24 protein-coding genes are annotated in these 26,773 nt (G+C 42.9%); 13 read left to right on the forward strand and 11 right to left on the reverse strand.

From position 1 onward, the window contains the following. Positions 1-42: 42 nt before the first annotated feature. The 3 genes from Q0895_RS06410 to gdhA form a co-directional block, all read right to left on the reverse strand. Positions 43-1,248, reverse strand: a complete 1,206-nt coding sequence (locus Q0895_RS06410) for a glycosyltransferase (protein WP_299186652.1) — start codon at positions 1,246-1,248, stop codon at positions 43-45. Between the two features lie 73 nt (positions 1,249-1,321). After that, a complete protein-coding gene (locus Q0895_RS06415) occupies positions 1,322-3,058 on the reverse strand; it encodes a glycosyltransferase family 2 protein (protein WP_299186655.1) in 1,737 nt (578 codons plus the stop codon). Positions 3,059-3,765: 707 nt separating this feature from the next. Beyond that, entirely contained in the window at positions 3,766-5,112 is a 1,347-nt protein-coding gene (gene gdhA, locus Q0895_RS06420) for an NADP-specific glutamate dehydrogenase (RefSeq protein WP_299186657.1), read from the reverse strand. Positions 5,113-5,788: 676 nt separating this feature from the next. Between gdhA and Q0895_RS06425 the strand changes: the two genes are divergently transcribed. From Q0895_RS06425 to Q0895_RS06445, 5 genes are all read left to right on the forward strand, one after another. After that, the gene (locus Q0895_RS06425; RefSeq protein ID WP_058369317.1) at positions 5,789-6,151 is read left to right on the forward strand and encodes a roadblock/LC7 domain-containing protein; all 363 of its coding nucleotides are present in this window, start codon (positions 5,789-5,791) and stop codon (positions 6,149-6,151) included. 49 nt (positions 6,152-6,200) lie between these two features. Continuing rightward, on the forward strand, positions 6,201-6,695 hold the full coding sequence (locus tag Q0895_RS06430) for a PAS domain-containing protein (RefSeq protein ID WP_299186665.1): 495 nt from the start codon (positions 6,201-6,203) through the stop codon (positions 6,693-6,695). Between the two features lie 3 nt (positions 6,696-6,698). Beyond that, entirely contained in the window at positions 6,699-7,454 is a 756-nt protein-coding gene (locus Q0895_RS06435; RefSeq protein ID WP_299186667.1) for a phosphate/phosphite/phosphonate ABC transporter substrate-binding protein, read from the forward strand. Between the two features lie 84 nt (positions 7,455-7,538). Continuing rightward, positions 7,539-8,216: a hypothetical protein gene (locus Q0895_RS06440; RefSeq protein WP_299186670.1), complete on the forward strand. Its 678-nt coding sequence runs from the start codon at positions 7,539-7,541 to the stop codon at positions 8,214-8,216. Positions 8,217-8,263: 47 nt separating this feature from the next. Then, positions 8,264-8,884 (forward strand): hypothetical protein, encoded by a 621-nt coding sequence (locus Q0895_RS06445; RefSeq protein ID WP_299186672.1) that lies wholly within the window; start codon positions 8,264-8,266, stop codon positions 8,882-8,884. 354 nt (positions 8,885-9,238) lie between these two features. On the opposite strand, the gene Q0895_RS06450 is transcribed toward Q0895_RS06445, so the two are convergent. Continuing rightward, positions 9,239-9,811, reverse strand: a complete 573-nt coding sequence (locus Q0895_RS06450; RefSeq protein ID WP_299186674.1) for a GNAT family N-acetyltransferase — start codon at positions 9,809-9,811, stop codon at positions 9,239-9,241. A 648-nt stretch (positions 9,812-10,459) separates the two neighbouring features. On the opposite strand from Q0895_RS06450, the gene Q0895_RS06455 reads away from it, so the two are divergent. The 3 genes from Q0895_RS06455 (at position 10,460) to Q0895_RS06465 (ending at position 16,795) form a co-directional block, all read left to right on the forward strand. Further along, positions 10,460-15,805 carry a YadA-like family protein gene (locus Q0895_RS06455; RefSeq protein WP_299186677.1) on the forward strand — a complete coding sequence of 1,782 codons (5,346 nt, stop codon included), beginning with the start codon at positions 10,460-10,462 and terminating at the stop codon, positions 15,803-15,805. Positions 15,806-15,905: 100 nt separating this feature from the next. Next, complete coding sequence (locus Q0895_RS06460; RefSeq protein WP_299186680.1) at positions 15,906-16,361, forward strand: outer membrane protein assembly factor BamE; 456 nt, start codon at positions 15,906-15,908, stop codon at positions 16,359-16,361. 194 nt (positions 16,362-16,555) lie between these two features. Continuing rightward, a complete protein-coding gene (locus tag Q0895_RS06465; RefSeq protein ID WP_299186683.1) occupies positions 16,556-16,795 on the forward strand; it encodes a hypothetical protein in 240 nt (79 codons plus the stop codon). Positions 16,796-16,807: 12 nt separating this feature from the next. Here Q0895_RS06465 and Q0895_RS06470 read toward each other — a convergent pair whose 3' ends face one another. Then, positions 16,808-17,143: a GlpM family protein gene (locus Q0895_RS06470; protein WP_299186686.1), complete on the reverse strand. Its 336-nt coding sequence runs from the start codon at positions 17,141-17,143 to the stop codon at positions 16,808-16,810. 214 nt (positions 17,144-17,357) lie between these two features. Beyond that, positions 17,358-18,209 (reverse strand): SDR family NAD(P)-dependent oxidoreductase, encoded by an 852-nt coding sequence (locus Q0895_RS06475; protein ID WP_299186688.1) that lies wholly within the window; start codon positions 18,207-18,209, stop codon positions 17,358-17,360. 279 nt (positions 18,210-18,488) lie between these two features. On the opposite strand from Q0895_RS06475, the gene Q0895_RS06480 reads away from it, so the two are divergent. Continuing rightward, positions 18,489-19,043 (forward strand): carboxymuconolactone decarboxylase family protein, encoded by a 555-nt coding sequence (locus Q0895_RS06480; protein WP_299186691.1) that lies wholly within the window; start codon positions 18,489-18,491, stop codon positions 19,041-19,043. Between the two features lie 65 nt (positions 19,044-19,108). After that, the gene (locus Q0895_RS06485) at positions 19,109-19,777 is read left to right on the forward strand and encodes a DsbA family oxidoreductase (RefSeq protein ID WP_299186694.1); all 669 of its coding nucleotides are present in this window, start codon (positions 19,109-19,111) and stop codon (positions 19,775-19,777) included. Between the two features lies 1 nt (position 19,778). On the opposite strand, the gene Q0895_RS06490 is transcribed toward Q0895_RS06485, so the two are convergent. After that, positions 19,779-20,393 (reverse strand): TetR/AcrR family transcriptional regulator, encoded by a 615-nt coding sequence (locus Q0895_RS06490; RefSeq protein ID WP_299186697.1) that lies wholly within the window; start codon positions 20,391-20,393, stop codon positions 19,779-19,781. A 156-nt stretch (positions 20,394-20,549) separates the two neighbouring features. On the opposite strand from Q0895_RS06490, the gene Q0895_RS06495 reads away from it, so the two are divergent. Beyond that, positions 20,550-21,245, forward strand: a complete 696-nt coding sequence (locus Q0895_RS06495) for a haloacid dehalogenase type II (RefSeq protein ID WP_299186700.1) — start codon at positions 20,550-20,552, stop codon at positions 21,243-21,245. Positions 21,246-21,425: 180 nt separating this feature from the next. Here Q0895_RS06495 and Q0895_RS06500 read toward each other — a convergent pair whose 3' ends face one another. Then, entirely contained in the window at positions 21,426-22,550 is a 1,125-nt protein-coding gene (locus tag Q0895_RS06500) for an S-(hydroxymethyl)glutathione dehydrogenase/class III alcohol dehydrogenase (RefSeq protein WP_299186702.1), read from the reverse strand. 209 nt (positions 22,551-22,759) lie between these two features. Here Q0895_RS06500 and Q0895_RS06505 point away from each other — a divergent pair, with 209 nt between their 5' ends. Both Q0895_RS06505 and Q0895_RS06510 read left to right on the forward strand, forming a co-directional pair. Beyond that, a complete protein-coding gene (locus tag Q0895_RS06505) occupies positions 22,760-23,662 on the forward strand; it encodes a LysR family transcriptional regulator (protein WP_299186705.1) in 903 nt (300 codons plus the stop codon). A gap of 175 nt (positions 23,663-23,837) precedes the next feature. After that, positions 23,838-24,356: a DUF302 domain-containing protein gene (locus Q0895_RS06510; RefSeq protein WP_299186708.1), complete on the forward strand. Its 519-nt coding sequence runs from the start codon at positions 23,838-23,840 to the stop codon at positions 24,354-24,356. Positions 24,357-24,468: 112 nt separating this feature from the next. Here the strand turns inward: Q0895_RS06510 and Q0895_RS06515 are convergent, their stop codons facing one another. The 3 genes from Q0895_RS06515 to Q0895_RS06525 all read right to left on the reverse strand — a co-directional run bounded on the left by Q0895_RS06515 (position 24,469) and on the right by Q0895_RS06525 (position 26,711). Then, positions 24,469-24,756, reverse strand: coding sequence for a DUF4031 domain-containing protein (locus tag Q0895_RS06515; protein ID WP_299186710.1), 288 nt, complete (start codon positions 24,754-24,756; stop codon positions 24,469-24,471). A 77-nt stretch (positions 24,757-24,833) separates the two neighbouring features. Then, positions 24,834-25,922 carry an NAD(P)-dependent alcohol dehydrogenase gene (locus Q0895_RS06520; RefSeq protein WP_299186713.1) on the reverse strand — a complete coding sequence of 363 codons (1,089 nt, stop codon included), beginning with the start codon at positions 25,920-25,922 and terminating at the stop codon, positions 24,834-24,836. 51 nt (positions 25,923-25,973) lie between these two features. Continuing rightward, entirely contained in the window at positions 25,974-26,711 is a 738-nt protein-coding gene (locus Q0895_RS06525; protein ID WP_299186716.1) for an SDR family oxidoreductase, read from the reverse strand. Positions 26,712-26,773: the final 62 nt, after the last annotated feature.

A 26,773-nucleotide genomic window follows, 5' to 3' on the forward strand; every position in this document is an offset into this window, starting at 1 on the left:
CAGTCATTGATATTTACTACATAAAGAAAAAAGGAAAGAACGCTAGACAAACGCCTCTTGGATGCTATCGCTGTCATCAACCGCTACTGCCTGCTCATATAAACGCAGATAACCATCGACCATTGTAGCGACTGAACAAAACTGCTCAGCGTGAGCACGACAGGCTGCTCGTGAAATATGCTGAATGTCAGCAAACGCTTGTATAAATGCCTTTTTATCCTTTTTGGGTACGATAATACCCGTCTGATGTGTGATAATCTCAGCACTAGCACCGACATCAAAGCCAATCACGGGCGTACCACAAGCGAGGCTCTCAGCGAGCGTCAAGCCATAAGGCTCATCCCAAGTACTGGTAAATAGCATGGCGGTGACTTGGCTTAACTGCTTGTTGATTTGATTCTTACTTAAATGACCAACATAATCAAATAACGGCGCAGCGCTCGCTCTATCGGCTTCTAATAACGGTGCCACATAGTCATCGAAGTATTCCTCATTACTTTTGGGTCCTGCAATAATCAGGCGCTTGCCTGCCGCTTTGCAGTAGTCCATTGCCAAATGCGTGCCCTTTTCAGGACAGATGCGCCCGTACCAAAAATACACTTCATCAGCAATTGGGTTTGTATTGGCAGTAAATGAGTGGACATCGATGCCGTTATAGACCACATGCGAGGGCACAAACTCAGCAAACAACTGCTGCTGATGACCACTGATCGCTGTAAATTGAGTTTGAGTGCCTTGCCGTAGCGTCAATAGTGCCAAACGCAGCTGTGGAAAAACCGGCGTATGAAACGTGGTAAAAAACCGCGCGCCAAACGCCTGCCCCATCATCATCGGCACATGATGCAAGCTATGATTGTGTACCACATCGATCATTCCCATCTCATCACGACTGATAATATCGCGCAGCGCCTGCTGGTAGACCAAATACTGATACAGCTCCTCGCGGCTCATCTCTACTGACTTATGCTCATTGGGATAAACTGTCTTTTCAAATTCATCACGGGTCATAAAGGGTACTAGTGTGGCGTTGGTTTGACTGTCGGCGTGAGCGTAGAGCAACACCTGATGGCCTTGAGCCACCAACTCATCACAAATCAGCTGAGTTATCATCTCAAGACCACCTGCATAAGGCTGAGCAATGGGATATAACGAGTGAGCGATAACCGCAATACGTAGTACGGGAGCATAATCTGCACTTGCATGACTATAATTAGTAATATTTGTTATATTAGTGGGGCTAGATAGCATAACGAGTCCAACATAAATTATTAAAGGGATAAATCCAATAGTTTTTAGTATTATTAGCTTTGAGTAAACACAATTACGGATTGTTTTTTGACTTATTGATACTGACTGCTTGCAGTTGAGATAAATTTTTGGCAAAGGCAGTTTTAACCGCTACCGTTTTATTAGTCGCACAGCGCTTCTCATAACCATAATTAACCAGCATTACCTTGGCAGCCCATATCTTTAAAATACAGACTGTCATCGCGCAGCCAAATAACAATGGTGAATACAATAATGAAAATGGCGACACGATGATAGCTGTGGTTATATTTAACATTAATAGCGCTTTAGGCATTGCCATTAGGTTGGCTGCATAAACAGACGTGCGTGTACGTACAAGCGCTTGCTTAGGTGTACAGATAAAGGGCTTTTTTTGTCCCCAAAGCACAGGCCACCATGATAAAGCACCAAGCTCCCAAAAATTCAGATGTAACGCCCAAGCTCGAAGTCGACTGCCTAAGCTTGGTGCCACGCCATCGTCAGTTTGCTGATTAAGCGGAGCATTATCTTGCATATAAGCCCATAAGCGCCTACCCAAAAATATTGCATAGCTTGCGTACACCGCATATAAAGGAGCAAGTAAAGCATGAATGTTAAGACTGGAGCTAAATAGTAGCGCACCCGTGATGATAAGTAGTGTCACCAACTGCAATACAATAAATATGCCCGTAAAATTTACCCATGCGCTCAGCTGTGATAAGTGTGCGCCCATATAAGCTAGGCGCTCACTAAGTTTCTTTTTTGTAGATGAGCTGGGCGTAGGCGAATTTGATACCGTAGAAAAGTAAGTGTTTAGCACCTGCATATTACCGTAGATCCAACGACGTCTCTGACTCATTAGATCATGCAACGTAGTTGGTAATAGACCTGTGGCAATGACCTCGGGAATAAATCGAGTACGCAAACCGCGACCATGCATCAGCACTCCCATCTGTGCATCTTCTGTAATTGAGGCACCTGACCAACCGCCCATCGCGAGCAGCGCACGACGACGGATAACCGCATAAGTTCCCGTCGATAGTGCACGCTGACGGTTAAATGAGCGGTATAAATGATGGTTAAAATAGTGGTTTAATTCGCTATGGACGTCTTCTTTTCCCGCATCACGATAAAACTGCGGAAACTGTAATAGTGCGTGGTCTGGGTAACGCTCAATGGCCTTTGCAATAGACATACGCGCTTGTGGTAATGCTTGATAGTCACTATCGACTACGACCACATGACTACACTCAGGGTCCATAAGACCCAGTGCTAGATTAAGCGCGCCAGCTTTAAAACCAGCTACCGCATCGATATGATAAAAATGCACGTTATGACGCGTATCAAGACTGGCACAAAACTGTGCCAAAGGCTCATAAAGCTCACGCTTAGTATGGTTGTTATCGACAATTAAAATCTCATCGTCGTCTGCTTTGATTGCCAATAATGATTTAATAGTATCAATGACCATTTGTGCTGGCTCAGCACGAGTCATTAGCTGAAAGCTCAAGCGTACAGGCGCTTTTGTACTAAGTGGTTTATTATTATTTAATGCACTTTTATAGGTTTGGCTATTTTTCTTTTTTGAAATAGCTTCATTGAAACTGTCGTTCCTAAAACTTTCACTGTACTCGCTTCTCGCTCGTTTGTTGATTGGTGTTGCAGAATCCTCCAAGCTACGAATCTTTAATGTATTATTCTTAGTTAAATTCAAGCCAGTCACGTTTTCTCTTGTTTCACTTATCCCAGTATGTTGGTTTGTACCTATTTCTGTTATATCCACTCTTTTCATACCAGCTCTCCTTCTTGTATCTTCTGCTATAACATCCCTTTTTATAGCCCTTTGTCTTATGGCCTCCTCACTCATAGATAACGGCGTTTTTGTAAAACAGTTTATCTCGTTAATGCCCATGTCCTGTTCCTATGTTTACCCATTAACTGAAAAGAAGATTAAGTCAAAAATAGAAACGTTTCGATCTCTATTATTGTGACAATTTATCTACTCGTGAGAGGGTCAACGCATGTATTTATATTTGCTTAATTGACACTCAGTTTTTGCTTATATATAAATTTTTCTGAGCAATATTTGTAGTTATTCTTACTAACTATGTGTATTAAGTTTTATAATAATTGAAATAAATACTAGAGTTTACGTATGAAATGTATACAACAACCTAGTAGTGTAACGTCTCGTAATTATTGTAAAAGTCTTGCTATATTAGCTATTTAACGTCCATATAAATGCAGTTATCGTCTGTACAATTTTGAGAATACGGCTTGTGGTTTAATTTCTATAGGTCACACCAGACATTATTCTAATAATCTTCGATTTAATATTTTTTAAGATGTTAAGGCGACATTTGTCCTATTAAAGACTTGTCTTATAGCGTTATTTTGCACAAAAAAATACCGCAACTATTAGATAGCAGCGGTATTTGTATTTATTGTAGTTTAGCTAGATGTGGCTGGTTTATAGGACCAATTAACTTGTATTCTAAGTTAGTTTAAAACGCCATAAGCCACTAGGGCATCAGCGACGCGTTTAAAGCCTACGATATTGGCTCCTGCCATATAATCTATGTAGCCATTATCAGTCTGACCATACTTTTCTGATGCATCTGCTGCACAATCATGAATATCTTTCATAATGAGCTTTAGTCGCTTATCAATTTGCTCAAAACTCTTATATTGACGGACTGAGTTTTGTGACATCTCAAGCGCTGACACAGCAACCCCGCCCGCATTGGCGGCCTTGCCTGGGGCGTAATGCACGCGATGTAGGCAAATATAGTCAACCGCTTTGGCAGTCAGTGGCATATTAGCGCCTTCAACGACATATTTGATGCCATTCTCAACCATAAGCTTGGCATCATCTTCGTCAATCTCGTTTTGAGTCGCTGATGGTATCGCAATATCTCCTTGGATATGCCATGGTTTTTGACCAGCGAACCATTCACCGCCATAGACATCTATATAGTCAGACAGTGGTTTGCTTTGTTCTTTTTGTTTTTTTAGCCAATCAATCTTTTCTTGATTAAAGCCTTTTTCATCATACAAGGTGCCTTTTGAGTCAGACACCGTAATTGCGATGCCTCCAAGCATACAGACTTTTTCAGCGGCATGTAGTGAGACATTACCTGCGCCTGATATTAATACCTTTTTACCTTCGATGACTTCATTTTGCGCTGTAAGCATGTTTTCTAAGAAGTACACCGCACCATAGCCTGTGGCCTCCGTACGCACCAAGCTGCCACCAAAGCCCACGCCTTTACCAGTTAATACACCGCCATGCTCATGAGTCAGGTTTTTGTACATTGCAAACATGTAGCTCACTTCACGCCCCCCAACACCAATATCACCAGCTGGTACGTCAACGTCTTTATTTACATAGTGATGCAGCTCACGCATAAAGGCATAACAAAACCGGCGAATCTCGCTATCTGACTTTCCTTTAGGATCAAAGTCTGAGCCACCTTTACCGCCGCCCATGGGCAGACCTGTCAAAGCATTTTTGAAAATTTGTTCAAAGCCTAAGAACTTTAGCACTGATTGGTTGACAGTAGGATGGAACCTGACGCCGCCTTTGTAAGGGCCTAACGCATTACTGAACTGTACACGCCAGCCACGATTGACTTGGACTTCCCCTTTGTCGTTTTCCCAGTTGATACGAAAAGCAATAACGCGGTCAGGCTCTACTAGGCGCTCAAATATTTTGAATTTTTCGTATTGAGGATGAGCATCGTATAAAGGGATAATGGTAAGAGCAACTTCCTTAACCGCTTGAATAAACTCAGGTTGATGGGCGTAGCGTGCTTCGATGTTTTCGATGGCCTGACTAATACTCATATATCTTCCTTAACTATAAAACGTGTGGTCGTGCTGAATTACATCCCTACAACGCGGCCGTCAAAGGATGGCTATATTGTAGATACTGATGCAGGATTGGGTTTTTTTGTGCAGTAAATAAAAGGCTTGCGGATTTAAAAGCCCATAAGTTAAGCAACCGATAGGCGTCGTGACATTGATAGATTAGCTCTATTACACATTACTTTGAGACTACGGTTTGAAATACTGATTGTGCATAGATGGGATAGATATGACAAAGACAGTAATTATAGTGCGCAGCGTATAGGGTCAGAACGGCTGGTTGCTTGATATTTCTTATTTAATTTACCTTGCTACTGAAAAAAGTCAATCCCGTATTGCAATATAAATGCTACCAATTATGAATGGCTATAATTTTAGGCGAAACTCATCCTGATGTATCTCATTGATTCTTAAGCCATATTAGACTAAAAAATAGTATAAACGGTACGAAATACAAAACAAATGGAAAAAAAATTGGCTGAATCCCAATAATTCTATATCAATATAATAAGTATGGGTTTATAATAACCACATTGTCAGTAAGGCATTATAATCGTTTACCTGAATACATCGTTTACCTGAGTACAATACTCCTTTTTAACTTTACCAATAAATGGCCTATGTCCATTTAACTATGAAGGATTGTGAGATATCTATGCGTACAGATACGTTCCAACAAATACTAGAAGACCTTAATAGCTCATCAGCAGATGTCGAAGCATCTGCTCTAATCTCAAACGATGGCTTAATGATAGCTTCAGCATTGCCAACAGGCATCGATGAAGACCGTGTGGGTGCTATGTCAGCAGCGCTTTTATCGCTGGGAGATCGTGCAGGTCGCGAGTTGGCCCGGGGCAGTATTGACCGAATTATGATCCAAGGCGAAAAAGGCTACGTAATCACGACCTCATCAGGTGATGAAGCAGTCCTTACGATTATGGCCAAGCCAAATGCCAAACTTGGATTGATTTTTTTGGATATTAAGCGTGCATCAGAAGCTCTTGCAAAGCTCATCTAAACAGACTTAGATAACCAAGAATTTAGAACAGTAAATATAGGAAATACTTATGGGCTCTCCACTTTTAGATGCTGTAAAGCCTGATATGCCAGCCGAAAAAGTTAGCATAACCTATCATGACGGTGTCTCGCGTACCGTTTATGATTCGGGGATTGAGCGTCCCTATCCTGATGGTAAGCTTATTGTCTCACGTACTGACTTGGACGGTCATCTTACCCATGTAAACGATGCATTTGTCGAAATTAGTGGCTATACGATAGATGAGCTAATCGGTCAACAGCACTATATATTGCGCCATCCTGATATGCCAAAGGCCGCCTACCAAGACTTATGGCAGACGGTAAAATCAGGACAAAAATGGCATGGCTACGTCAAAAACCTGTGTAAAGATGGTAGTCACTATTGGGTGTATGCAACGGTCGTTCCTAACATACGCCGCGGTCAAACCGTCGGTTATACCTCTGTACGCCGTAAGCCTTCACGTAGCAAGATAGAAGCCGCGATCGCGCAATACGCCCAAATGAAACAAAATGAGGAAGGTTAAACCATGAATGAAAAGACATATAACCTATTAATCGCTCCTGATTTTTCGCCTGAGCGTTTTGCAGGCTGGCACATGTTTAATACCTTGATCCAAAAGCGTGCCGACATTCACTTACATCTCAACACGCCCACTTCTCATGCTGAGCAAGAAGAGATGGTCGATGCCGGTGACATACATATTATCTATGCCAACCCCTTTGATGCTGCTACTTTGATTCGCGAAAAAGGCTATCGTGCCATCGCTCGCCCAGTCGGTAAATCGGATGAGATGGTGATTGCAGCGTCTGCTAATAGTGATATTAAGCGCTTAGAGGATTTGTCCAAAGGTGCAACCGTCACGATGGCAGACAACCGCGATGTAAAGCTTATCGGTCTGCGCTTACTAGAAGCAGTGGACTTAGAAGAAGCGGATCTAAGCTGGGAGGTGACCGAGACCTATCAAGCGGCGGCAAGGCAGGTCATCAAAGGTGAGGCTCAAGTGGCGTTTTTCTTAGCAGAAATTTTCCATGGTTTTTCACGTTTGACCAAAGCGCAACTGTCAGTGCTGATCGAAAGTGATTTGGCAGACATCAGCCATGTATTGCTGATTAAAGATGACTTCGCTGATGAAAAAGCACTAAGTCAAGCGATATTGACCTTTCATCAAGATGATAGCGGTAAAGAAGCACTGACTGAGCTTGGTATGCCACAAGGATTTGAGGCAATGAGCGAAGAAGATGGCGAATTTATGTTAGATCTTATGGAAACCTTGCTTGATTAAACGTTAAAAGACGTTTTCTTTATAAAATCACGTACTGCTTGTAGCGCCAAAACCCAGCATACCTCTTATATTTAGGACACCGTTATGGATGATTTATCTGCAACTGACGATTTATCGTTGTCTAAAGATAGCGAGATGACTGCACGTCATACGTATCGTTATTATGCGCGAAAAATCTTTGCCGATCCTAATAATCGCTACTATCACGAACAGCGCATCAATGCTGCATTGCTGCTTGACGAAAAAGAACCCCTACAAGGCGCAGTCGCTGATTTTTTCTTTGGCTGTTGGTATGACATTCCTTACGATGTCAAAGACATCTTTGCCCGTATCCAAGGTCGCCTGCACCCGCAGATAGAACATGCTTTTCATAACTGTATTAACAAGCTCGATTACATAAAGCACAGTAGTGAGTTTGCAACGCGCTGGAGCGTGTTGGTGACACCATCATTAAACGTACAAACCCATCGTTTACGTATCAGTAGCGACGATGCAAAAGAAATCGCCAAAAACATTACTACTGAGCTGTTGAGCGCGCGTGCTGCGGCAGACTGGAGTACAATTGAACAAGTTGAACGCGAGTTTTTTGCCCACTGTTTGGCCTGTACTGATCGATTGGCTTTCTCCATCGTTTGGTTTGGTTTGGGCAAAAGCGATTGGCAGTTTGATGAACGCTGGCGCAACTGCCAGCAGCAACTAGAACAAACTGGCTCTACACCCCAAAAAAACACGCAAAACTTAGACAATAAATCAAGCGCATAGCCATTACTTACCCATTCTTTACTCATTTTGTCAACGAGAACGTTTTTATGTCCATTTTTGATAATGCCGACAAAACTTATATTACTTTAACCCCTGCTGGTGTGTTCGAGGCCTTTTCTCAACACGAACCAACCGCACAGCAGCTAGCACTACAAGCGCTCTTATCATATCGTGAAACGATGCTGGTCGCAGTATGGTTAGAGGAATACTCGGAGCGATGGCTAAATAGCTTCGTTGAGCAAGGGTTTATCGAAAAGCTGTCTACCTTTTTGCCTGCACCCAACCTACCACTTGATCAGTTTTTACCGTATGTGGTCGCAAGCTTATCTGGTAAGCGCCGCGCTGCTATAGCCTCAGATGAAGGGTTTTGCTTAGCGCGCATTGGCTACAGTCAAGAAGAAGCGGACATGCTAAGCGTAGCAGCCGCAGATTTCTCTGGATTTATGCTACGTCAAAAGCAGCGCGGCTGGGCGATTGAAAGCCAAGCGATATCTTTTTTTCAGCAAGTTGATTTATTGATACCTGAGACCAGCTTTGTATTTTTGTGGATTGATGGTGGCGGCTATGCCCTCATCATCGATGGTGAACCCTTGACCAACAACCGCGCTTTTGTGGAGCTAATCTGGGGAATCAAAACCTCTGGGCTCAGATTCGACAGCTCGATTTGATAGCTTAAATTAACAATGCTAGAGGTTATAGCGAGTTACGGGCAGCACACATCAAACATAAATGGTAGTAGAAGCCGCATATCTTTGGGTTGCCTAATATATAAACAAAACTTAAGAATGCTGAATTAGGTTTTGAAGATTAATCTAATAAAGCTATAGATAATATTTATGTATGGTTGCCAACTGAAAAACCATCAGGATACATTTACGGAAAAGATAAGATTTTGGAAAGAAACATAAAATTACAATATAACTTAGATTAATATTTAATAAATTGTTTATTAAATACAATTAATTGCTTTACTAGTTGGTTATATTTTATGCAGTACAGCTTTATCTTTTATTCGTTAATCATCAACCACGATTTTTAAGCATAGATATCTGCCATTGGTGCTGAGTAATTCTGTATAAAACATGCTCAGAAAGGAGATGAGCGGTATTAAGAAAAGGATGACTGAAGTTTTTTTGCGTATTTCTCATTCCGATACGCTGCATAATCAGTTGCGAGTGCGTGTTAATAACCGCAGTAAAGGCAACGACCTCATCAAGATCTAATCTCTCAAATGCAAACCTCAACGATGCTCTTGCCGCCTCAGTGGCATAACCTTGCCCCCAATAATCCTTATGCAGGCGCCAACCAATCTCCACACTGGGCGCAAAAGGCATGTCAGCATGTGCTTCATTTAAGCCAACCATCCCAATAAAAGCATCGCTCTCTTTTAGACACACTGCCCAAAACCCCCAGCCATTATCTTCAATAAGCTGCTGGCATTTATGAGCTATTGCATCGCTGAGTGTGGGCGCTAAGAGCTTGGGAAAGTATTTCATGACCTCAGGATCAGCATTCATCTTAGCAAACACGGCAAAGTCGCTTGGCTGCCATTGCCTAAGATAGAGTCGTTCTGTTGTTATCACTGTTTGCGTCATAATCAGTCATCCTGAGAAACCCTCAATAATGTGCAGACTGCCCTTTTATTCTCTAGTAGTCCAGTCTAATTATTGGCCACATATAATTATATATATTAATGAACATTTTAATTTAATGCAATTAATTTATTCTTTAATTTTATTAACGTTTTAAAAAAATTCGTTTTATATAATTCGACTCTTTTAGAGTAATTAAAATTATATTTATAAAATTTTATTATTTTTATTTTAGTATAAAATTAAATAATATTTATAATATAAATAAATTAATATTTTTACTATTATTTAAATATTATATTTTATATGGTATTCAAAAGACGTTTATAAACACCACCACAGACGTATAAATTACTATCCATCTCAGGCCCTGCATCTCCTGACGGTCAAACCTACTCGTCCGTTATATCTATATCTTTTATATAAAAAATAACGATTATCGTTTTATATTCACAATAATGAATATTTATCCCTTAACATTCATAAATTCACATATATAAATATATGAAATTTACATTAATAAATTCTTTTAAGTGAATATAAATTATATTTTATTAACCAGCCATTGGTTTTATTGTTTCTATGTCAATTTATTGTCAACAGGCTTTACTGTTATTAGGCAGGGTTTTGACCAATACAGGATGTTAACTTATGAATCGCAATTATAAAGTTATTTGGAATCAGTCATTAAACTGTTTTATGGCAGTCGCAGAATATGCAAAGAGCCGAGGAAAGTCTTCAACCTCCACTGTAAGCGCTACTTCTAGCGCATCAGCCGCTGTATCGACAGGGGCACAGTTGCTGCGTCTAAGTAGCTTGACGGTCGCACTGGCAGCAACAGGGCTTACGCTGTCTACGCAGGCGTTTGCTGTGGCAGGTATTACTGGAGGTACAGGATCTGGGACAGCGATATCTGTCTGTGATCCGAATGTGCTTGGAGCTCCGGCGGGTAATCAAGCAAATTCAGGGACTAGTGATAGAAATATTGCAATTGGTTGTGAAGCCGTTGCCGACAGTGAGGGTAGTCCTATCGCTGATCGTGGCAATCCTTTTTATACTGGTACTATTGCATATACCCCAGGGGGCGAAGTAGGAGGATCTGTAGCGATTGGAACAGGTGCAAGAGCTGAAGAGGCATTTGGACTAGCGTTAGGTGAGTATGCAACTTCTACCAATGTTGCTAGTGTGGCAATCGGTATCGGTTCTTTATCTGAGGGTAACACATCGTTGGCTATAGGGCGACAATCCGTCGCTCAAGGTGACTTTGCACAAGCTCTAGGCAATGTATCGGCGGCTACTGGTACAGGTTCACTTGCTATAGGTCATTCTGCAACAGCAACAGGATATCGTTCTATTGCCATTGGTGCACCGGATATCGATAATGCCGATGAAGTCGCTGGACAGACAGGTGCGGGTTATCAACCTAATGGACAAACTGAAGCCTCTGCTCAAGACTCTATTGCACTTGGTGGCGGCGCACAAGCAACGGCAAATAATGCTTTATCGCTTGGTGCTTTTTCATCCGCTACCGCTGAAAAGTCAGTTGCTATTGGTACAAATGCGAATGCAACAGCAACTAATTCAGTTGTAATTGGTGATGGTGCGAATACTAATGTTACAGGTGGTGTAGCTATCGGTTTAAATGCACAAACTACAGGTGATAACAGTGTTGCGTTAGGAAAAAACTCGGTTGCTGTAGCACAAAGTGGCAAATCTTACATGACTAATGTCGAATCTACAGCTGATGGCACCGTCTCGGTCGGTAGCGACACGATAAAACGTCGTGTTACTAACTTGGCTGATGGTGCAGCACCTAGTGACGCTGTAACGGTAGCACAGTTGCAAAGCACAGTTAGTGCAGGATCAGGAGACAATACCACGCGTTCTGAAGGCAACATGGCAGCTCTTGGTGGCAGCTATGACTCGGGAACAGATACTTATACTGCTCCAACCTATACCTTAGACAATGGTGCTAACACTAGCACTAACACCACGGTCAATAATGTGGGCGCTGCCCTAAGTAACCTAGACACTCGTACCACTGATAATACTGCTGTTATTGCAAAGGGCTTTAACATCAGTGCGGCTGGTGGTACTAACGACAACGTTCAATTAGGTGAAAGCGTTAACTTCAATAATACTGATGGCAACCTAGTTGTGACTAACACTGTTGACAATGGCATTAACTACGACTTAGCAGAGAACATTAGTGTCACCCAAGCGACTATTGGTGATGCTACCAACAATACAGTACTGACCAGCACAGCTAATGGTTTAAATGTCGGCGGTGATAAGATCACTAACCTATCTAACGGCACTATTGCTGCTGGATCAAGTGATGCAGTGACGGGTGATCAATTAAACACTACTAATACTAGTGTTACTGCTAATAGAACAGACATCGATATCAACGCAGGCAACATCGCCGACAATAGCAATCGCTCTACTGGCAATCTAGCTGCTCTAGGTGGCGGCGCAGCTTATAATGCAGCAACCGATACCTATACTGCCCCAACCTACACCTTGGATGACGGGACTAATACGACTACCAATACCACGGTTAACAACGTTGGTGCTGCGCTAGGTAACTTAGATACTCGTACCACTGATAATACCGCTGACATCAATAAAGGTATTAGCTTTGGGAATGGCACGACAGACAATAACTTTGCGCTAGGCGATACTATTAATGTCACTGGTGACAGTAATCTAACCAGCACTACCACCGCCGATGGCGTACAAGTTAGTTTAAATGAGAGCGTTGATCTTGGGATAAATGGTAGCGTTAGAACAGGTAATACTACCGTTAATAGATCAGGTGTCACTTTAACTGGTGGTACAAACCAAACCGTAACCTTGAGCAACAACGGTCTCAATAATGGCGGCAACCGCATTACTAACGTGGCAAATGGCATTGCACCTGAAGACGCTATTAATAGAGGTCAACTTGATGCAGTAGAAAATGCTAGTAACGCTAAAATAAACGCTTTAGGCACTAGCACAGCAAGTAACTTAGGCAGCGGTGCAAGCTATGACACTGCAACAGGTGTAGTTAGTGCCCCTACTTATACATTAAATAACGGTAATAATGATGCGACCACTACAGGCTATAACGATGTCGGTAGCGCATTAGGAAACCTAGATGGTCGCACCACCACCAACACAAGTGACATTGCTGACATTCAAGCTCAAGCAAACCAAGGCTTTAATATTAACGCTGACAATGGTACTGCTGATAATGTAAAGCTGGGTGAAACCGTCACCTTCACCAATACTGATGGCAACTTAGTCTCAACCGTTAGTAATAATGGCATCAACTATGATCTAGCAGAAAATATTAACCTTGGAACAAATGGTAGCGTTAGCACAGGCAGTACTACAGTTAATAGGTCAGGTGTCACCCTAATTGGAGGCAGAAACCAAACCGTAACCTTAAGCAATAACGGTCTTAATAACGGTGGCAACCGTATTACTCGAGTTGCAGATGGTCTAGTGGACGATGATGCGGCAACCTTTGGTCAAGTTAAAGACGTTGATGGCAAAGTAGATGCTCTAGGCAACAGCACCGCAAGCAACCTAGGCGGCGGTGCAAGCTATAACGCTGCAACAGGTGTAGTTGACGCACCCACTTATACCTTAAACAACGGTAACAATGACGCTGGCACCACAGGCTATAACGATGTCGGTAGCGCACTAGGCAACTTAGATGGTCGCACCACGGCAAACACTTCTGGTCTTGCAGATCTGGCCTCAGGTAAAACGGGCCTTGTCCGTCAAGACAACGGAACAGGCGCGATCACTGTTGGCGCTCAAACGGGCGGTACCAGCGTTGACTTTACCAATGTTGATGGCGTTAATCGTCAACTCACAGGCGTGGCTGCAGGTACGGCTGACAATGATGCGGTAAACAAGGCCCAGTTAGATGCTATTACTGGCAACATAAGTGCAAGCGGCGTTCAGTATGATCGTAATAACGACAATACGGTAAACTACGATAGAGTTAGCTTTAACGGTACACAGGCTGTTATTGGTAAAGATGATAGTGATAATGATATCGTCATCAGTGGTGGCACGACGCTTACCAACGTTGCTGATGGTATCAACGCCTCCGATGCAGTCAATAAAGGTCAGCTCGACAGCGCTACCAAAGTTAAAGTCTTTGATAGCAGCGGGGACGAAGTGACCATTAATGTCGCTGAGCAAGTCGCTAACACTTCTGTAGATAATGATAATTTAGATTCATTGTTCTTAACTTACGATAAGACAGGACAAGAAGTCACTGATCGTTTAACCATTGGTCAAACCGTACAAAAGATGAACACTGAAGGCGTAAAATTTGCTCACACCAATGCTAGAGATAATGGTATAGGCGGCGTTGGTATGACCAACGACTCAAGTGCAGGCGGCTTTGATTCAACCGCCATTGGTGTCAATGCCATTATCAAAGAAGGCGCTGACAGCACGGTTGCTCTAGGGCACGACACCGAAGCGACAGAGACGGCAACCGACTCAGTGGTTATTGGAGCAGGTTCAAAAGTATCAGGCGCCTCCTCTGTTGCCATCGGTGATAACGCTCAAGCCAATGGCACGCAGTCCATCAGTATCGGTACAGGTAACATCGTCAATGGCGATAACTCTGGTGCCTTTGGTGATCCAAGTATTATTAATGGTAGTAACAGTTACTCAGTAGGTAATAACAATACGATTAATAGCGACGATACTTTTGTATTAGGTAACGATGTAACGCAGACAACGGAAGGTTCTGTTGTTTTGGGTACAGATTCTGGTGCTGCTACTGGTGCAGGAGTTATTGGTTATTTAGCTACTAATAATGGTGGTGAAATAATTAATCAAGATATTTTCAATACCCGCAGCACTACAGGCGCAGTTGCTGTAGGTAATGCTTCAAATGGTGTATATCGTCAAATCACAGGCGTTGCTGCTGGTACGGCTGACTCTGATGCCGTCAACGTCTCACAGCTAAAAGCAGTCAGTGACGCGCTTGGTGATAGCAATACTTCACTTAGCAATGCCGCGGTTCAATATGACAAAAACCCAGACGATACTGTCAATAAAGGCAGCATCACGTTAGGCGGCGCTGAAGGTACTACTATCACTAACGTAGCCGATGGAGTTCAAGCCTCAGATGCAGTTAATAAAGGTCAGTTAGATAATCTTGGTAGCGGCGTCGCCGGTATTATCGGTGGTGATGCTAGCTATGATGCAGATGGTAACTTGACCGCTAGTAACATTGGCGGTACAGGCAAAGGTAACATCAGTGATGCCATTGCCTCTATTAATCAAGGTAACGCGCAGGCCAACGAAGATATCCAAGCCAATAACGAGAAGATCACAGAAAATACTGGTCGTCTTGACGCGGGTATCAGCTTTGGCGCGGATAATGGTGACAATATCAGTCAAAGCGTCGGCGGTAATAGTGGCAGCATTCAATTTGAGGGCGGTAACAACATTACCACTAGCACAACAGGTGGCAGCATCCAAATCGGCCTTGATGGCAACATCGAAGTCGATAGCGTCACTACAGGCAACACAGTGGTTAATGATAATGGCGTCACTATTCAAGACGGTCCTAGCATGACAACTGAAGGCTTTAATGCTGCCAATACCGTCATCACTGGAGTTGAAGCTGGCAACATTGCAGCGGACAGTACTGATGCGATTAACGGTAGTCAGCTACATGCCCTTGATAAAAAGCTTGGCGATAGTGTCAACGCGCTAGGTTACAGAATTGGTGAAGTCGAAGACGATGCCAATGCTGGTATCTCGGCTGCGATGGCGATGTCTTCGTTACCGCAAGCATACATTCCAGGTAAGTCAATGGTTGGCGGCGGTATCGCCTCATACAATGGCGAAAGCGCAGTGGCCGTTGGTGTGTCTAAAGTGTCTGACAATGGTCGCTGGGTAATTAAAGTGAATGGTACAGCGGATACGCAAGGAAATGCTGGCGGTGCAATCGGTGCAGGCTTCCATTTCTAGTACAAACACATTACCTCATGGCAGCGTTTGTCTATAGATAGCTTCTTATAAATAGATAAACGTTGTCAAATGACACACAACATATATTAAGGAATGGATCATGAAAAAATCTGCATATCGTTACGGCTTGTTAGCCACGACTGCTCTACTATTTGCAATGACTGGCTGTACCCAAAAAAACATAACGCCGACATGGCATTTGACCCCTGGTGCTCAGCACGGCTCTGTTAATGTCGATGACTTGGTATTCCCTGACCCAAACAAAGCGTGGCAAAAAGGCGGTACTATTGTCAATCATGATGATATTGTCAAAATCAAGGTGGGTACTACTAAAGATGAAATCTATAAACTAATTGGTACCCCCCATTTTAGTGAAGGATTTAACGCTCGCGAATGGGATTATATCCTTAAATTTTACGATGCCGATGACAGAGTCGAGACTTGTCAATATAAGATCATATTTGACGATAGTTATGAAGGTCGTCTACGTGATGATGAATTCGTCGCCACTGAATTTTATTGGCAACCCGCCTCTTGTGCTAAGTATGGGCGTTAATTTGTTAAAAAAATAAATTGTATAAGTTAACTAAAAAGCAAGGCAGCTACTGTCTTGCTTTTTTGCATGGAAGCGTAAAAAATTACGTTACAAAACGTATTCATTGCACCCTACCTTGTAGTATTTGATTTTATATTCGGCTAAAATAATATATTAACCTTTCCGAATATAATCAAATATACAAGTAGGGAGTTATGATAAATACTGGTGATAAACTACTCTGTACGGCTGGCAATACCTTTTTTGCAGCAGGAAACACCTACGTTGTAGGCGATTTTGTGAATGAAAAATACTTTGAAGTGCTCACAGGATACAATGACGAACATTGGTACGCGACGCTAAACAACGAAAAAATATATGTGCACTTTGATTCTGCCACTGCTGTCTATGATGATGCATGGTTTGATCGCATGACCAATAAAAGAAGCGCTTAATATATCGATTGATTATATTTGCAGATGTTGCCATGCAAATACCAAAACAGCAGCAGCGATTAACCAGCCTGCGATACCTAGTAATAACGCCTTATACAGCCCAATGTGGCTAAAACTAAAAAACACCACCAGCGTATAAATAAGATGCGGTATCACACCTAGCATACTAAATATCAGTGCAACTTTAAAATCTGTAGCATTACGCTGAGTACTGACTAAAAAATGACTTATTAAAGTAAAGGTTGGAAAAAGTGGCGCAAGTGCAGCCAAATAAAAAAACCGACTTTGAGCGAACAGTTGAATCAATAATACCACCAACGCGCCAACAAGCATTTTTAGCCAAATCATGATGGGGTTATCTCCTGTTGGACACAAACTAGCTACGCTATTATTGATTTTTAGCTATTATTAAAAACTTGATAAATGTGCCTAGCTTATGAAAAATCATGAAGCTTAAGTCGTGAAACTTAAGTCACTTAAACATAGGTCATAAAGACATAGAAGCCAAAGTGACGGATTATATCATTAGATATAGCTGACAAATTATTCGAAAATCGATAACTTATATAGGAAGCGACTGCAATACTGCTTGAGTTTGGTGTTTGAGCTCTGCAATGGCTTCTTTATTTAAAGCATTTGTATGCGGTTGACCAAACTCCCCTCTTGCATCACCATGCGCGCCATCCTTGATATCATTATCAAAGTACTTGCCAGTATCGTTAGCGAACTCATCTGAGACAGCAAGCTCGGTTAGGATATTTGCCCCTTTATCCGCCGGTGACCAATACTGACCATAAGCTTCATCGACCATTTTGGTATTTAGTAGTGAGCCTGGATTGACAGCGATGACATTGATGTCATCTGCCGCGACTGTGTCGGCTAAATCCATACTCCACATCGTAAGAGCCAGCTTGCTTTGGGCATAGGCGTCCTTATCAGCAAGATGGTCTTGTCCTGCAAATGCTTTGTAAGATATCGGTGCTTGCGCCGCTGAGCTTAGATTAATGATGCGGGCTTCACTTGACTTCTTGAGTAGCGGTAATAAGGCGTGAGTTAGTTCATGAGGCGCCAAATAATTGACCACAAAACGTATGTCCAAGCCATCTTTGGTCATTGCCGATGCGGTGGTATAAATCCCTGCGTTGTTTATGAGTACATCAAGCTTTGGTAGCTTTTCGCTGACTTCTGCTGCCATTTTACGTACCGCATTTAAATCTGAAAAACCAGCCACAAACCCATCAATGTTGTCTACTGCTGCACCTGTCGCGACTGCGTTGACCTCTGCAATGACACTGGCAAGTTTGTCCGCATTTCTACCGTGCAAATATACTTGATGTCCCGCCTCTGCCAATTTTAAAGCCGTCAATTTACCAATGCCGTCAGTACTGCCAGTAATCAAAATAGTCTTCGCCATGAGTCGTCCTTATTGTTTGAGTTGTTATTTACGCTAATATTTACGTCTTGAATGTGTTCTATTTTAACTATCGTAATACAGCGCATTGTAATGAAAGTGTTGTGATTCAGACAATCTCTTAATTATTCTTGAACGTACGCTCAAAATGATTTATAGTGATTGCAATCAATTTGCTTAAGTATGCATCATCTATCAATTTGAGCAATCACTCAAATAATAATTGATTCAATATAAAAGCTTTTGCCACTCAATCATCATAACTATGATAAGGATTCTTATATGACTGACTTTACTCTACACGACAAACAAAGCGCACCAGAAGATAGCAAAGCGTTGCTGGATAACTCTATGGATGCCTTTGGTATGATTCCAAATCTACATGCTGTTATGGCAGAAGCACCAGGGCTGTTAGAAGGCTATCAACGTTTGCATCAGCTGTTTTTAGACAGCAGCTTCGATGATGAAGAGACCACCGTTGTATGGCAAACGATCAACGTTGAGCACAATTGTCATTACTGCGTGCCAGCGCATACTGGCATTGCCAAAAGTATGAAAGTAGATGATGCTATCACCGAAGCGTTACGTAATGAGACCCCACTACCGACTGAGAAGTTGGAAGCACTACGTAACTTTACACTCTCTGTCGTCCGGGATCGTGTTAATGTTAACGATGACGCTGTACAAGCATTCTTAAATGCAGGTTTTACTAAGCGTCAAGTCTTGGAAGTCATCCTTGCAGCCGCGCAAAAAGTGATGAGTAACTACACCAATCATCTTGCTAACACGCCAATTGATAAGCCGTTCCAAAAGTTTGAATGGCAAAAGGCTGACTAATTACCTAGGCTAACACGCAGTAGTTTTGTGAGTGAAAATTATAACAAGAGCTAACGAGAGGTCATATGGAACATTCAAAGCAATTATCATCAAAGCAGCCATTGCGCATAGATATTGTATCGGACGTGGTTTGTCCTTGGTGCGTCGTCGGTTATCGTCAGTTGGCACAAGCGCTTGAGCAAACCGATACCGACTATGAGATACATTGGCATCCATTTGAGCTAAACCCTAATATGCCGAGCGCTGGTCAAAACTTGCGTGAGCATATCATGGAGAAGTATGGCTCAAGCAAAGCCGAGTCAGATGCGAGCCGCGCCCGAATGACTGAAGCTGGTAATGAGGTGGGCTTTACATTCAACTTTGATGATGACACACGTATGCACAATACGTTTAATTTGCATCAGCTGCTGCATTGGGCGGATCAACAGGGCCGTATGCACGACTTAAAACAAGCTTTGTTTGCCGCGCACTTTACTAATGGTCGTAATATCTCTGATAAAGAAGTACTTGCTGATATTGCAGCGGAGATTGGACTGGATCGTAGTGAGGCATTGGCGGTACTAGAAGATCAACGATTTGCCAAAGATGTACGAGAGACTGAGAAGCATTGGCAACAACAAGGTATTCAGAGCATACCAGCCATCATTTTCAATGAGCGCCATCTGGTTAGCGGTGCTCAAGGGGTTGAGAACTATACTCAAATCTTGAAGCAATTGGCTGACATGGCTGATTAAATTATGTCGATTCTATGGCGCTATCATTACGCAACGCTTCTATTGATTGCGCCATATCTTCGGCAAGCTCATGTACAGCAACACTGTCTACATCGCGCTGTGCAAAAGCACGTAGCCCCATTATTTCAGCCTGTAAGCGCCGAGCTAGCCTTACAGAGTCAAGCTCACTATCAAGCTCCCCTATTTGCTGAGCTTCGGTAAAGCAGTCAATAAATCGCGCTTCCATACCAGCCAGCATGGCCTCAACCTTTTGTAAGGCCGATTGCTCACGGGCGCCAAGCTCCAATAGGCTTTTGACCAGCATACAAGCGCGACTTGGCAGCCCCTTATCGAGAATGCTGCCAAGCTGTCGCAAGTAGGCAGCTAGCCCCATCAATGGCGAGCTATGGGTCTTCAACGTATATTCAAGCTCAGCTAGTGCCAAACGCGCATAATACTCTAGCACCTCTTGGAATAGCCCATCCTTACTACCAAAAGCGGCATAAATACTCCCCGGTCGCATATCGAGTGCTTTTTCTAAGTCTTTTAAAGACGTTGCATGAAAACCCTTTTGCCAGAACAGCTGTAAAGCTCGCTCTAAAGAGTCTTGTCGGTTATAAAGCGTCGTACGAGACATATCCAATTCCAATATTCAGGCTGTGCCAAGCTGCAATCAGATGCAGCAAAGTTGTAAAACAATATTAATTTGAGTGATTGCTCAATTTTATCTTGTACAACCTCTCAAGTCTAGTTAAAGTTAGACGGTACTCATAACTACTAAAAAGGAGTTTTTATGCTCAACAGTCTATCACCCTCGATTATCGTCTTTGATGTCAATGAAACGCTACTCGACATTACCACTTTAGAGCCCTTATTTGCGCGCCTATTCGATAACGAAAATATGCTAAGAGAATGGTTCGCCCAATTGGTGCTTTATTCGCAAACCATGACTTTATCAGGACTGTATACGCCTTTTGGTGAGATTGGCGTCGGTGCGTTACAGATGACAGCTGATATCCATGAAGTAACGCTAACAGATGACGATATTAATGAGTTAAAAGAGCGCATGAGCAAAATTCCTGCTCATCCTGATGCCATCCCAGCCTTAACTAAATTACGTGACGCGGGGTTTCGTCTAGTAACGCTTACCAATTCAGCACCCAGCGCCTCTCCTACGCCGCTAGAGAAGGCAGGATTGAGTGAGTTCTTTGAGCAATCTTTTAGCGTTGAGCAGGTTGCAAAGTTCAAGCCTGCGCCTGAGACTTATCAAATGGTCGCCAAAGAGCTGGCTGCTGATATGTCAGATTTGTGCTTAGTGGCTTGTCATCTTTGGGATACGATTGGCGCACAAGCTGCTGGCTGCCAAGGGGCATTTCTCAAACGTCCTTATAACACCATGTTGCCTGCATCCAATGTACCGACACCAGACTTTGTGGCCTCAGATTTGGTCACGCTTGCTGAGCAGATTATTCTTAATACTCAAGGCTAACCGTTATTTAACACTCTATAGTCAAAATATCCTAAAAACGCTACGGTGTTGCTGATATATCGATATTACTTTTCACTGACTATATTTTAATGCTAAAAAAATGCCGCCCCCATTAGGAGCGGCATTTTTATTTTATAACGCTAAATTTACAACCAATAACGTTATTCTAAAAAGCATCTCTTAAAAATGAATAACCGTACGAATACTCTCACCTTTATGCATTAGATCAAACGCTTCATTAATATCTTCTAATGGCATAGTGTGGGTGATAAAGTCATTTAATGGGATATCGCCTTGCATATAACGATCGACGTAGCCTGGTAATTCGGTGCGACCTTTGACACCGCCAAATGCTGAACCTTTCCAAACTCGACCAGTCACCAGCTGGAATGGACGGGTTGAGATTTCTTGTCCGGCACCAGCGACACCGATGATGACTGACTCGCCCCAGCCTTTATGGCAGCACTCAAGTGCTGAGCGCATGACATCGACATTACCGATACATTCAAACGAATAGTCTACGCCGCCATCAGTCATCTCAACGATGACTTCCTGAATAGGCTTGTCATAGTCTTTAGAATTAATGCAATCGGTTGCGCCTAGTTTTTTGGCAAGCTCAAACTTATCTTCGTTGATATCAACCCCGATAATACGATTGGCTTTGGCCATTTTTGCACCGATGATAGCGGCAAGGCCAATACCACCAAGACCGAAAACAGCAACCGTAGAACCTTCTTCGACTTTAGCCGTATTCATAACCGCGCCCATGCCAGTAGTCACGCCGCAGCCAAGCAAGCAAACCTTTTCAAGCGGTGCATCAGCGTCAACTTTGGCCAATGAAATCTCTGGTAGGACGGTATATTCAGAGAAAGTCGAGCAACCCATGTAATGATAAATGGGCTCACCATCTTTATAAAAACGGGTGGTGCCGTCTGGCATTAGACCTTTACCTTGGGTTTCGCGTACGGCTGAACACAGATTGGTCTTACCTGAGCGGCACATTTTACAAACGCCGCACTCTGCGGTGTATAAAGGAATAACATGATCGCCAACTTGCACGCTGGTCACGCCTTCACCGACTTGCTCGACGATACCGCCACCTTCGTGACCCAAGATAGCTGGGAATACACCTTCTGGATCTTCACCAGATAAAGTAAAAGCGTCAGTATGGCAGACGCCACTGGCGATGATTTTTACCAATACTTCGCCTTTGCGCGGCAGCATGACGTCCACTTCTTCGATCGATAGCGGCTCATTTGGCCCCCACGCGACGGCGGCTTTAGATTTAATAAATTTATCTGACATAGTATTCTCTCTTTTAGTTGATTTTATCGTTGATTGAACGCAGACCTATTTATCTTATAGCGCTGACTAAATAGAGGCAAGCTACTATTGCCACATGGTTACATTGCCTTGGTCTGTAAAACGTTAATTTATGCTAACTATTATAGTCTTTTCTGAAACGATAACAATGTGCTATATTTGCAAATATCTTTTACACAGTGGTAATAATCATGCGTTGGGATGGTATCAGTGAGTTTGTCTATGTAGCAGAGTACGAGAGCTTTACTCGCGCCGCAAAAGAGTTGGGCATGTCAACGGCGCAAGTCAGTCGGCAAATCAGTGCGTTAGAGAAGCGCTTAAATATCAAACTGCTGTATCGCACGACACGTAAAGTGTCATTAACAGAAGAAGGCCGCATATTTTATCAGCATTGCCGCGGTGTGCTCGATGGCTTAGATGCCGCTGAACAAGCGGTGAGCAATCTGCAATCAAAGCCCCAAGGCAGAATTAAACTGACCGCTCCTGTCACTTATGGTGAGCAGCAACTATTGCCATTGGTTAATGACTTTATGGTGCAATATCGTGATATTGAAGTCACGGCATTTTTGAGTAATCAAAAAATCGACTTAGTAGATGGCGGCTATGATTTGGCGATTCGTATTGGCAAATTAAGCGATTCAACCATGATGGCAAAAAAACTCAGCCGTCGTACCAACTTCGTCTGCGCTGCGCCCGCTTATCTTAAAAAATATGGCACGCCGCGTACGCTGTCTGATTTGCATAAACATAACTGCTTACTTGGCACTCGTGATTATTGGCATTTTATCGACAATGATAAACACGCTAATAAGGAAGTGGATAAGCAAGCAGATAAAGAAAAAAACCTGCGAGTGTCTGGCAGCGTGCAATATAACAGCGGTCATAGCCTAGTCGATGCCGCCCTAAAAGGTTTAGGTATCGTGCAGCTACCTGATTATTATGTGCAGCAACATCTAGCATCAGGTGAGCTGGTCAGCTTACTAGATAATTATAGAGAGCCTGAAGAGAGCATTTGGGCCGTCTATCCGCACAACCGTCATTTATCACCTAAGATTAGGTTGCTGGTAGATTACCTCGCGACGCGCTTGGCATAGTCCTCTGTTTTTGCCTAGGCATTTGTTTTTACTTAGTCATTCGTTAAGAGGTGTTGCAATACGGTGCTTTACTATGCACAGTTTATTACGCACAATGTTATGGTTCACAATGAATATTCGATATTACCAACCATCACTCACTGAATAAACAGCCACAATAAAAAAAGGACTTTTTATGCTTAAAATTATCTCTGTTGCTGCCGTCGCGTTAGCGCTCTCCTCTTGCGCCAGCGTTGACAACCTCTTAAATACGCCGGATAACATACAGTCGACGCCAGAAACGATGGCTGCTATCAATGCTGAAAAGGGTTTGGTAACGATGCAAAGTTCGCATTCGGTACAAGCCACTGCTGATAAGTTGGCATCGATTATCGAAAGTAAAGGCATGAAAGTATTTGCGCGCGTCGATCATCAAAAAAATGCGCAAGGAGCTGATTTAACCTTAAGACCGACGCAAGTAATTATGTTTGGTAACCCAAAAGCGGGTACGCCATTGATGAACTGCGAACAAAGCGTCGCTATTGATTTGCCGCAAAAAATCCTAATCAGTGAAGATGCCGATAAAAAAGTCTGGCTGTCGTATAACCATCCTGAATACCTAAAAGAGCGTCATAATATAAAAGGCTGTGATACCCAGCTCGCTAATATCGCAAAAGCCCTTGATGGTATTAGTAAGGCTGCTACTGCAAAGTAGCTATTAATAAACATTGATAATAAACATTGAAAACGGTCATATTTATAGTAATAAAAAAGGTGGAGTGCAAAAGCATGATCCACCTTTTTTGTCTCTGGACCAGATTCACTTATTAGCAATTCTCAGATCGCGCTACTTGCTCATGCAGCTCTATTTTAAGCTTTTTCGCACACTCAATAATTTTTCTTCTATTAGCCGGTATGGCGCCATACTTAATCGCTGTCTCTCGCATTTGTACTGTCACATCATAGTGGGGATAGCTGGCATTACGGTGAAATAGGCGCGCATCCACCTCAATCAATGCGGCAAATTCATGCAACTCTTGCAAAGTATCTGCCAGCATGTGGCACCATTTATAGCCTTTAAATTCTATCTGCATAAAATCCACATATACCGCCATTAACATGTACCTTTAAAATTCAAAAACAATCTGCTTTTAGAGTAATGAAACACCAATTTAACTTTGCGTTTTGCTTATTACCCTACTCTCAAAATCGGCTTGATGGTAATGCCATTTGCCGAATCTTCAAACGCTTGGTTAATGTTCTCAAAATCGTAAAATTTAACCAGCTTATCAAATGGGAATTGACCCGCCTTGAAGTAAGCAATCAATTGCGGGATAAATACGCGCGGAATAGAATCACCTTCGATGACACCAATCATGCTCTTGCCTTCAGCCATCAAATCATTATGGACATCAATATTCATCTCTGGTGTAATACCGACAATTGCCACTGTACCTAAAGAGCGTAAGGCATTCAAAGACTGCTTGACCACCGCGGGGACGCCTGTGGTCTCTACCGCATAGTGGTTGCCACCATCCGTTATCTTTTTGACTTCTGTGACGACATCGACGTTTTTACCATTCAAAGTATGGGTCGCGCCAAGTTCTTTTGCCAGCTCAAGACGACTATCATGCACATCAACGGCGATGATATGCTGACAGCCAACAATCTTGGCTGCCATTACTGCACTGAGACCAACTGCGCCAGCGCCGTAAATCACGATACTAGAGCCAAACTCTGGCATCAAGCGATTTAACACCGTTCCAGCGCCAGTCTGAATACCACATCCTAACGGTCCAAGTAGCGCTAAATCGACCTCTGGATCGACTTTTACGGCATTTCTAGACTTAGCAATCGCATAAGTGGCAAATGAGGACTGTCCAAAAAAAGTCGCCAGCGTCTCACCATCTTGTGCAAGTCTACGTGTGCCATCGTCCATCGCACCACCGAAGTTCAACTCATTAAAAGTGTCGCAAACGGTTGGATGACCCGTTAGGCAATGCCCGCAATTACCGCAGTGCGCAAATGATAACACCACGTGATCACCGACTTGCAAATCAGTTACCCCTGCGCCGACAGCATCCACTATTCCAGACCCTTCATGACCCAGTACGATAGGAAATGGCGCTATGCCCATATCGCGCGCGACCACATCGGTATGACAGACACCTGTCGCAATGACTTTTACTCGTATCTCATCAATCTTAGGCGTTGCAAGCTGTACAGGCTCTAATTCAAAAGCTTCGCCTTGGTTGTGAGTGACTGCTGCTTTAATATCCATTATATTCACCTTGTTGACTACTAAAATGAGAGGCTACATCTAACAAGCTTTTTATCTTCCAAGAACCCAGCCGCCATCCATAAACACGTTAGAGCCATGCATGTAGTTAGAATCATCAGAAGCTAAGAATACAGCAAGTGCAGCAATCTCCTCCGGCTTGCCCGTACGCTCCGCTGGGATGTCGTCTAATCGCTCATCTTCTATACCTTTAGTCATTGGTGTTTCTATAAATCCAGGAGAAATAAGGTTTACCTTAATGCCTTTGCTACCAAAATCAAAAGCCAGCTGCTTGGTAAAACCTAATATAGCATGCTTGGATGTGACATAGGCTGAGCCTCCAGGACCTGCTACCTGTGTCGCTTGTGAGCCTACATTAATGATAGTGCCTTTCCCTCTTTCCAAGAAGTGTGGAATCACCGCTTTTGCCGCTAGATATGGCGCTTTTACATTGATAGCCATCAATTTATCGTACTCGTCTGCTTCTAATTCTACCGCTGTCTTATAAGCATCATGAATACCAGCACCATTGTATAAAATATCGATTTGGCCAAACGTTTCTAAAGCCTTATCTATAACAGCTTGTATCTCTGCACCGTCAGTTACGTTCGCTTCCACAAAAATGGCTTGTTGGTCGTTGTTTTTTATCTCATCAGCGATACGCTTACCATCTGTTTCGTCTCGGCCAGTGACAACCACTTTTGCGCCTTCGGCTGCATAAGCTTTAGCAGTCGCTTCACCAAGTCCAGATGTGCCGCCAAATACGATGGCTACTCTATCTTTTAATTTCATTTTGTTTTTCCTTTTAAGTTTTTATTAATTTATCAGGCAGTAATTTATCAGGTATTGATTTG

Origin of the sequence: uncultured Psychrobacter sp. (assembly GCF_947495825.1) — a bacterium.
Lineage (GTDB): Bacteria > Pseudomonadota > Gammaproteobacteria > Pseudomonadales > Moraxellaceae > Psychrobacter.

Excerpts from the sequence above, each read along its gene's own strand:
- Q0895_RS06495 (WP_299186700.1), top strand. The coding sequence starts at position 20,550 with ATGCTCAACAGTCTATCACCCTCGATTATCGTCTTTGATGTCAATGAA.
- Q0895_RS06510 (WP_299186708.1), top strand. The coding sequence starts at position 23,838 with ATGCTTAAAATTATCTCTGTTGCTGCCGTCGCGTTAGCGCTCTCCTCT.
- Q0895_RS06490 (WP_299186697.1), bottom strand. The coding sequence starts at position 20,393 with ATGTCTCGTACGACGCTTTATAACCGACAAGACTCTTTAGAGCGAGCT.
- Q0895_RS06410 (WP_299186652.1), bottom strand. The coding sequence starts at position 1,248 with ATGCTATCTAGCCCCACTAATATAACAAATATTACTAATTATAGTCAT.
- Q0895_RS06500 (WP_299186702.1), bottom strand. The coding sequence starts at position 22,550 with ATGTCAGATAAATTTATTAAATCTAAAGCCGCCGTCGCGTGGGGGCCA.
- Q0895_RS06520 (WP_299186713.1), bottom strand. The coding sequence starts at position 25,922 with ATGGATATTAAAGCAGCAGTCACTCACAACCAAGGCGAAGCTTTTGAA.
- Q0895_RS06450 (WP_299186674.1), bottom strand. The coding sequence starts at position 9,811 with ATGACGCAAACAGTGATAACAACAGAACGACTCTATCTTAGGCAATGG.
- Q0895_RS06505 (WP_299186705.1), top strand. The coding sequence starts at position 22,760 with ATGCGTTGGGATGGTATCAGTGAGTTTGTCTATGTAGCAGAGTACGAG.
- Q0895_RS06465 (WP_299186683.1), top strand. The coding sequence starts at position 16,556 with ATGATAAATACTGGTGATAAACTACTCTGTACGGCTGGCAATACCTTT.
- Q0895_RS06485 (WP_299186694.1), top strand. The coding sequence starts at position 19,109 with ATGGAACATTCAAAGCAATTATCATCAAAGCAGCCATTGCGCATAGAT.
- Q0895_RS06470 (WP_299186686.1), bottom strand. The coding sequence starts at position 17,143 with ATGATTTGGCTAAAAATGCTTGTTGGCGCGTTGGTGGTATTATTGATT.
- Q0895_RS06475 (WP_299186688.1), bottom strand. The coding sequence starts at position 18,209 with ATGGCGAAGACTATTTTGATTACTGGCAGTACTGACGGCATTGGTAAA.
- Q0895_RS06445 (WP_299186672.1), top strand. The coding sequence starts at position 8,264 with ATGTCCATTTTTGATAATGCCGACAAAACTTATATTACTTTAACCCCT.
- Q0895_RS06425 (WP_058369317.1), top strand. The coding sequence starts at position 5,789 with ATGCGTACAGATACGTTCCAACAAATACTAGAAGACCTTAATAGCTCA.
- Q0895_RS06480 (WP_299186691.1), top strand. The coding sequence starts at position 18,489 with ATGACTGACTTTACTCTACACGACAAACAAAGCGCACCAGAAGATAGC.
- Q0895_RS06440 (WP_299186670.1), top strand. The coding sequence starts at position 7,539 with ATGGATGATTTATCTGCAACTGACGATTTATCGTTGTCTAAAGATAGC.
- Q0895_RS06455 (WP_299186677.1), top strand. The coding sequence starts at position 10,460 with ATGAATCGCAATTATAAAGTTATTTGGAATCAGTCATTAAACTGTTTT.
- Q0895_RS06515 (WP_299186710.1), bottom strand. The coding sequence starts at position 24,756 with ATGGCGGTATATGTGGATTTTATGCAGATAGAATTTAAAGGCTATAAA.
- Q0895_RS06460 (WP_299186680.1), top strand. The coding sequence starts at position 15,906 with ATGAAAAAATCTGCATATCGTTACGGCTTGTTAGCCACGACTGCTCTA.
- Q0895_RS06525 (WP_299186716.1), bottom strand. The coding sequence starts at position 26,711 with ATGAAATTAAAAGATAGAGTAGCCATCGTATTTGGCGGCACATCTGGA.
- Q0895_RS06430 (WP_299186665.1), top strand. The coding sequence starts at position 6,201 with ATGGGCTCTCCACTTTTAGATGCTGTAAAGCCTGATATGCCAGCCGAA.
- Q0895_RS06415 (WP_299186655.1), bottom strand. The coding sequence starts at position 3,058 with ATGAAAAGAGTGGATATAACAGAAATAGGTACAAACCAACATACTGGG.
- gdhA (WP_299186657.1), bottom strand. The coding sequence starts at position 5,112 with ATGAGTATTAGTCAGGCCATCGAAAACATCGAAGCACGCTACGCCCAT.
- Q0895_RS06435 (WP_299186667.1), top strand. The coding sequence starts at position 6,699 with ATGAATGAAAAGACATATAACCTATTAATCGCTCCTGATTTTTCGCCT.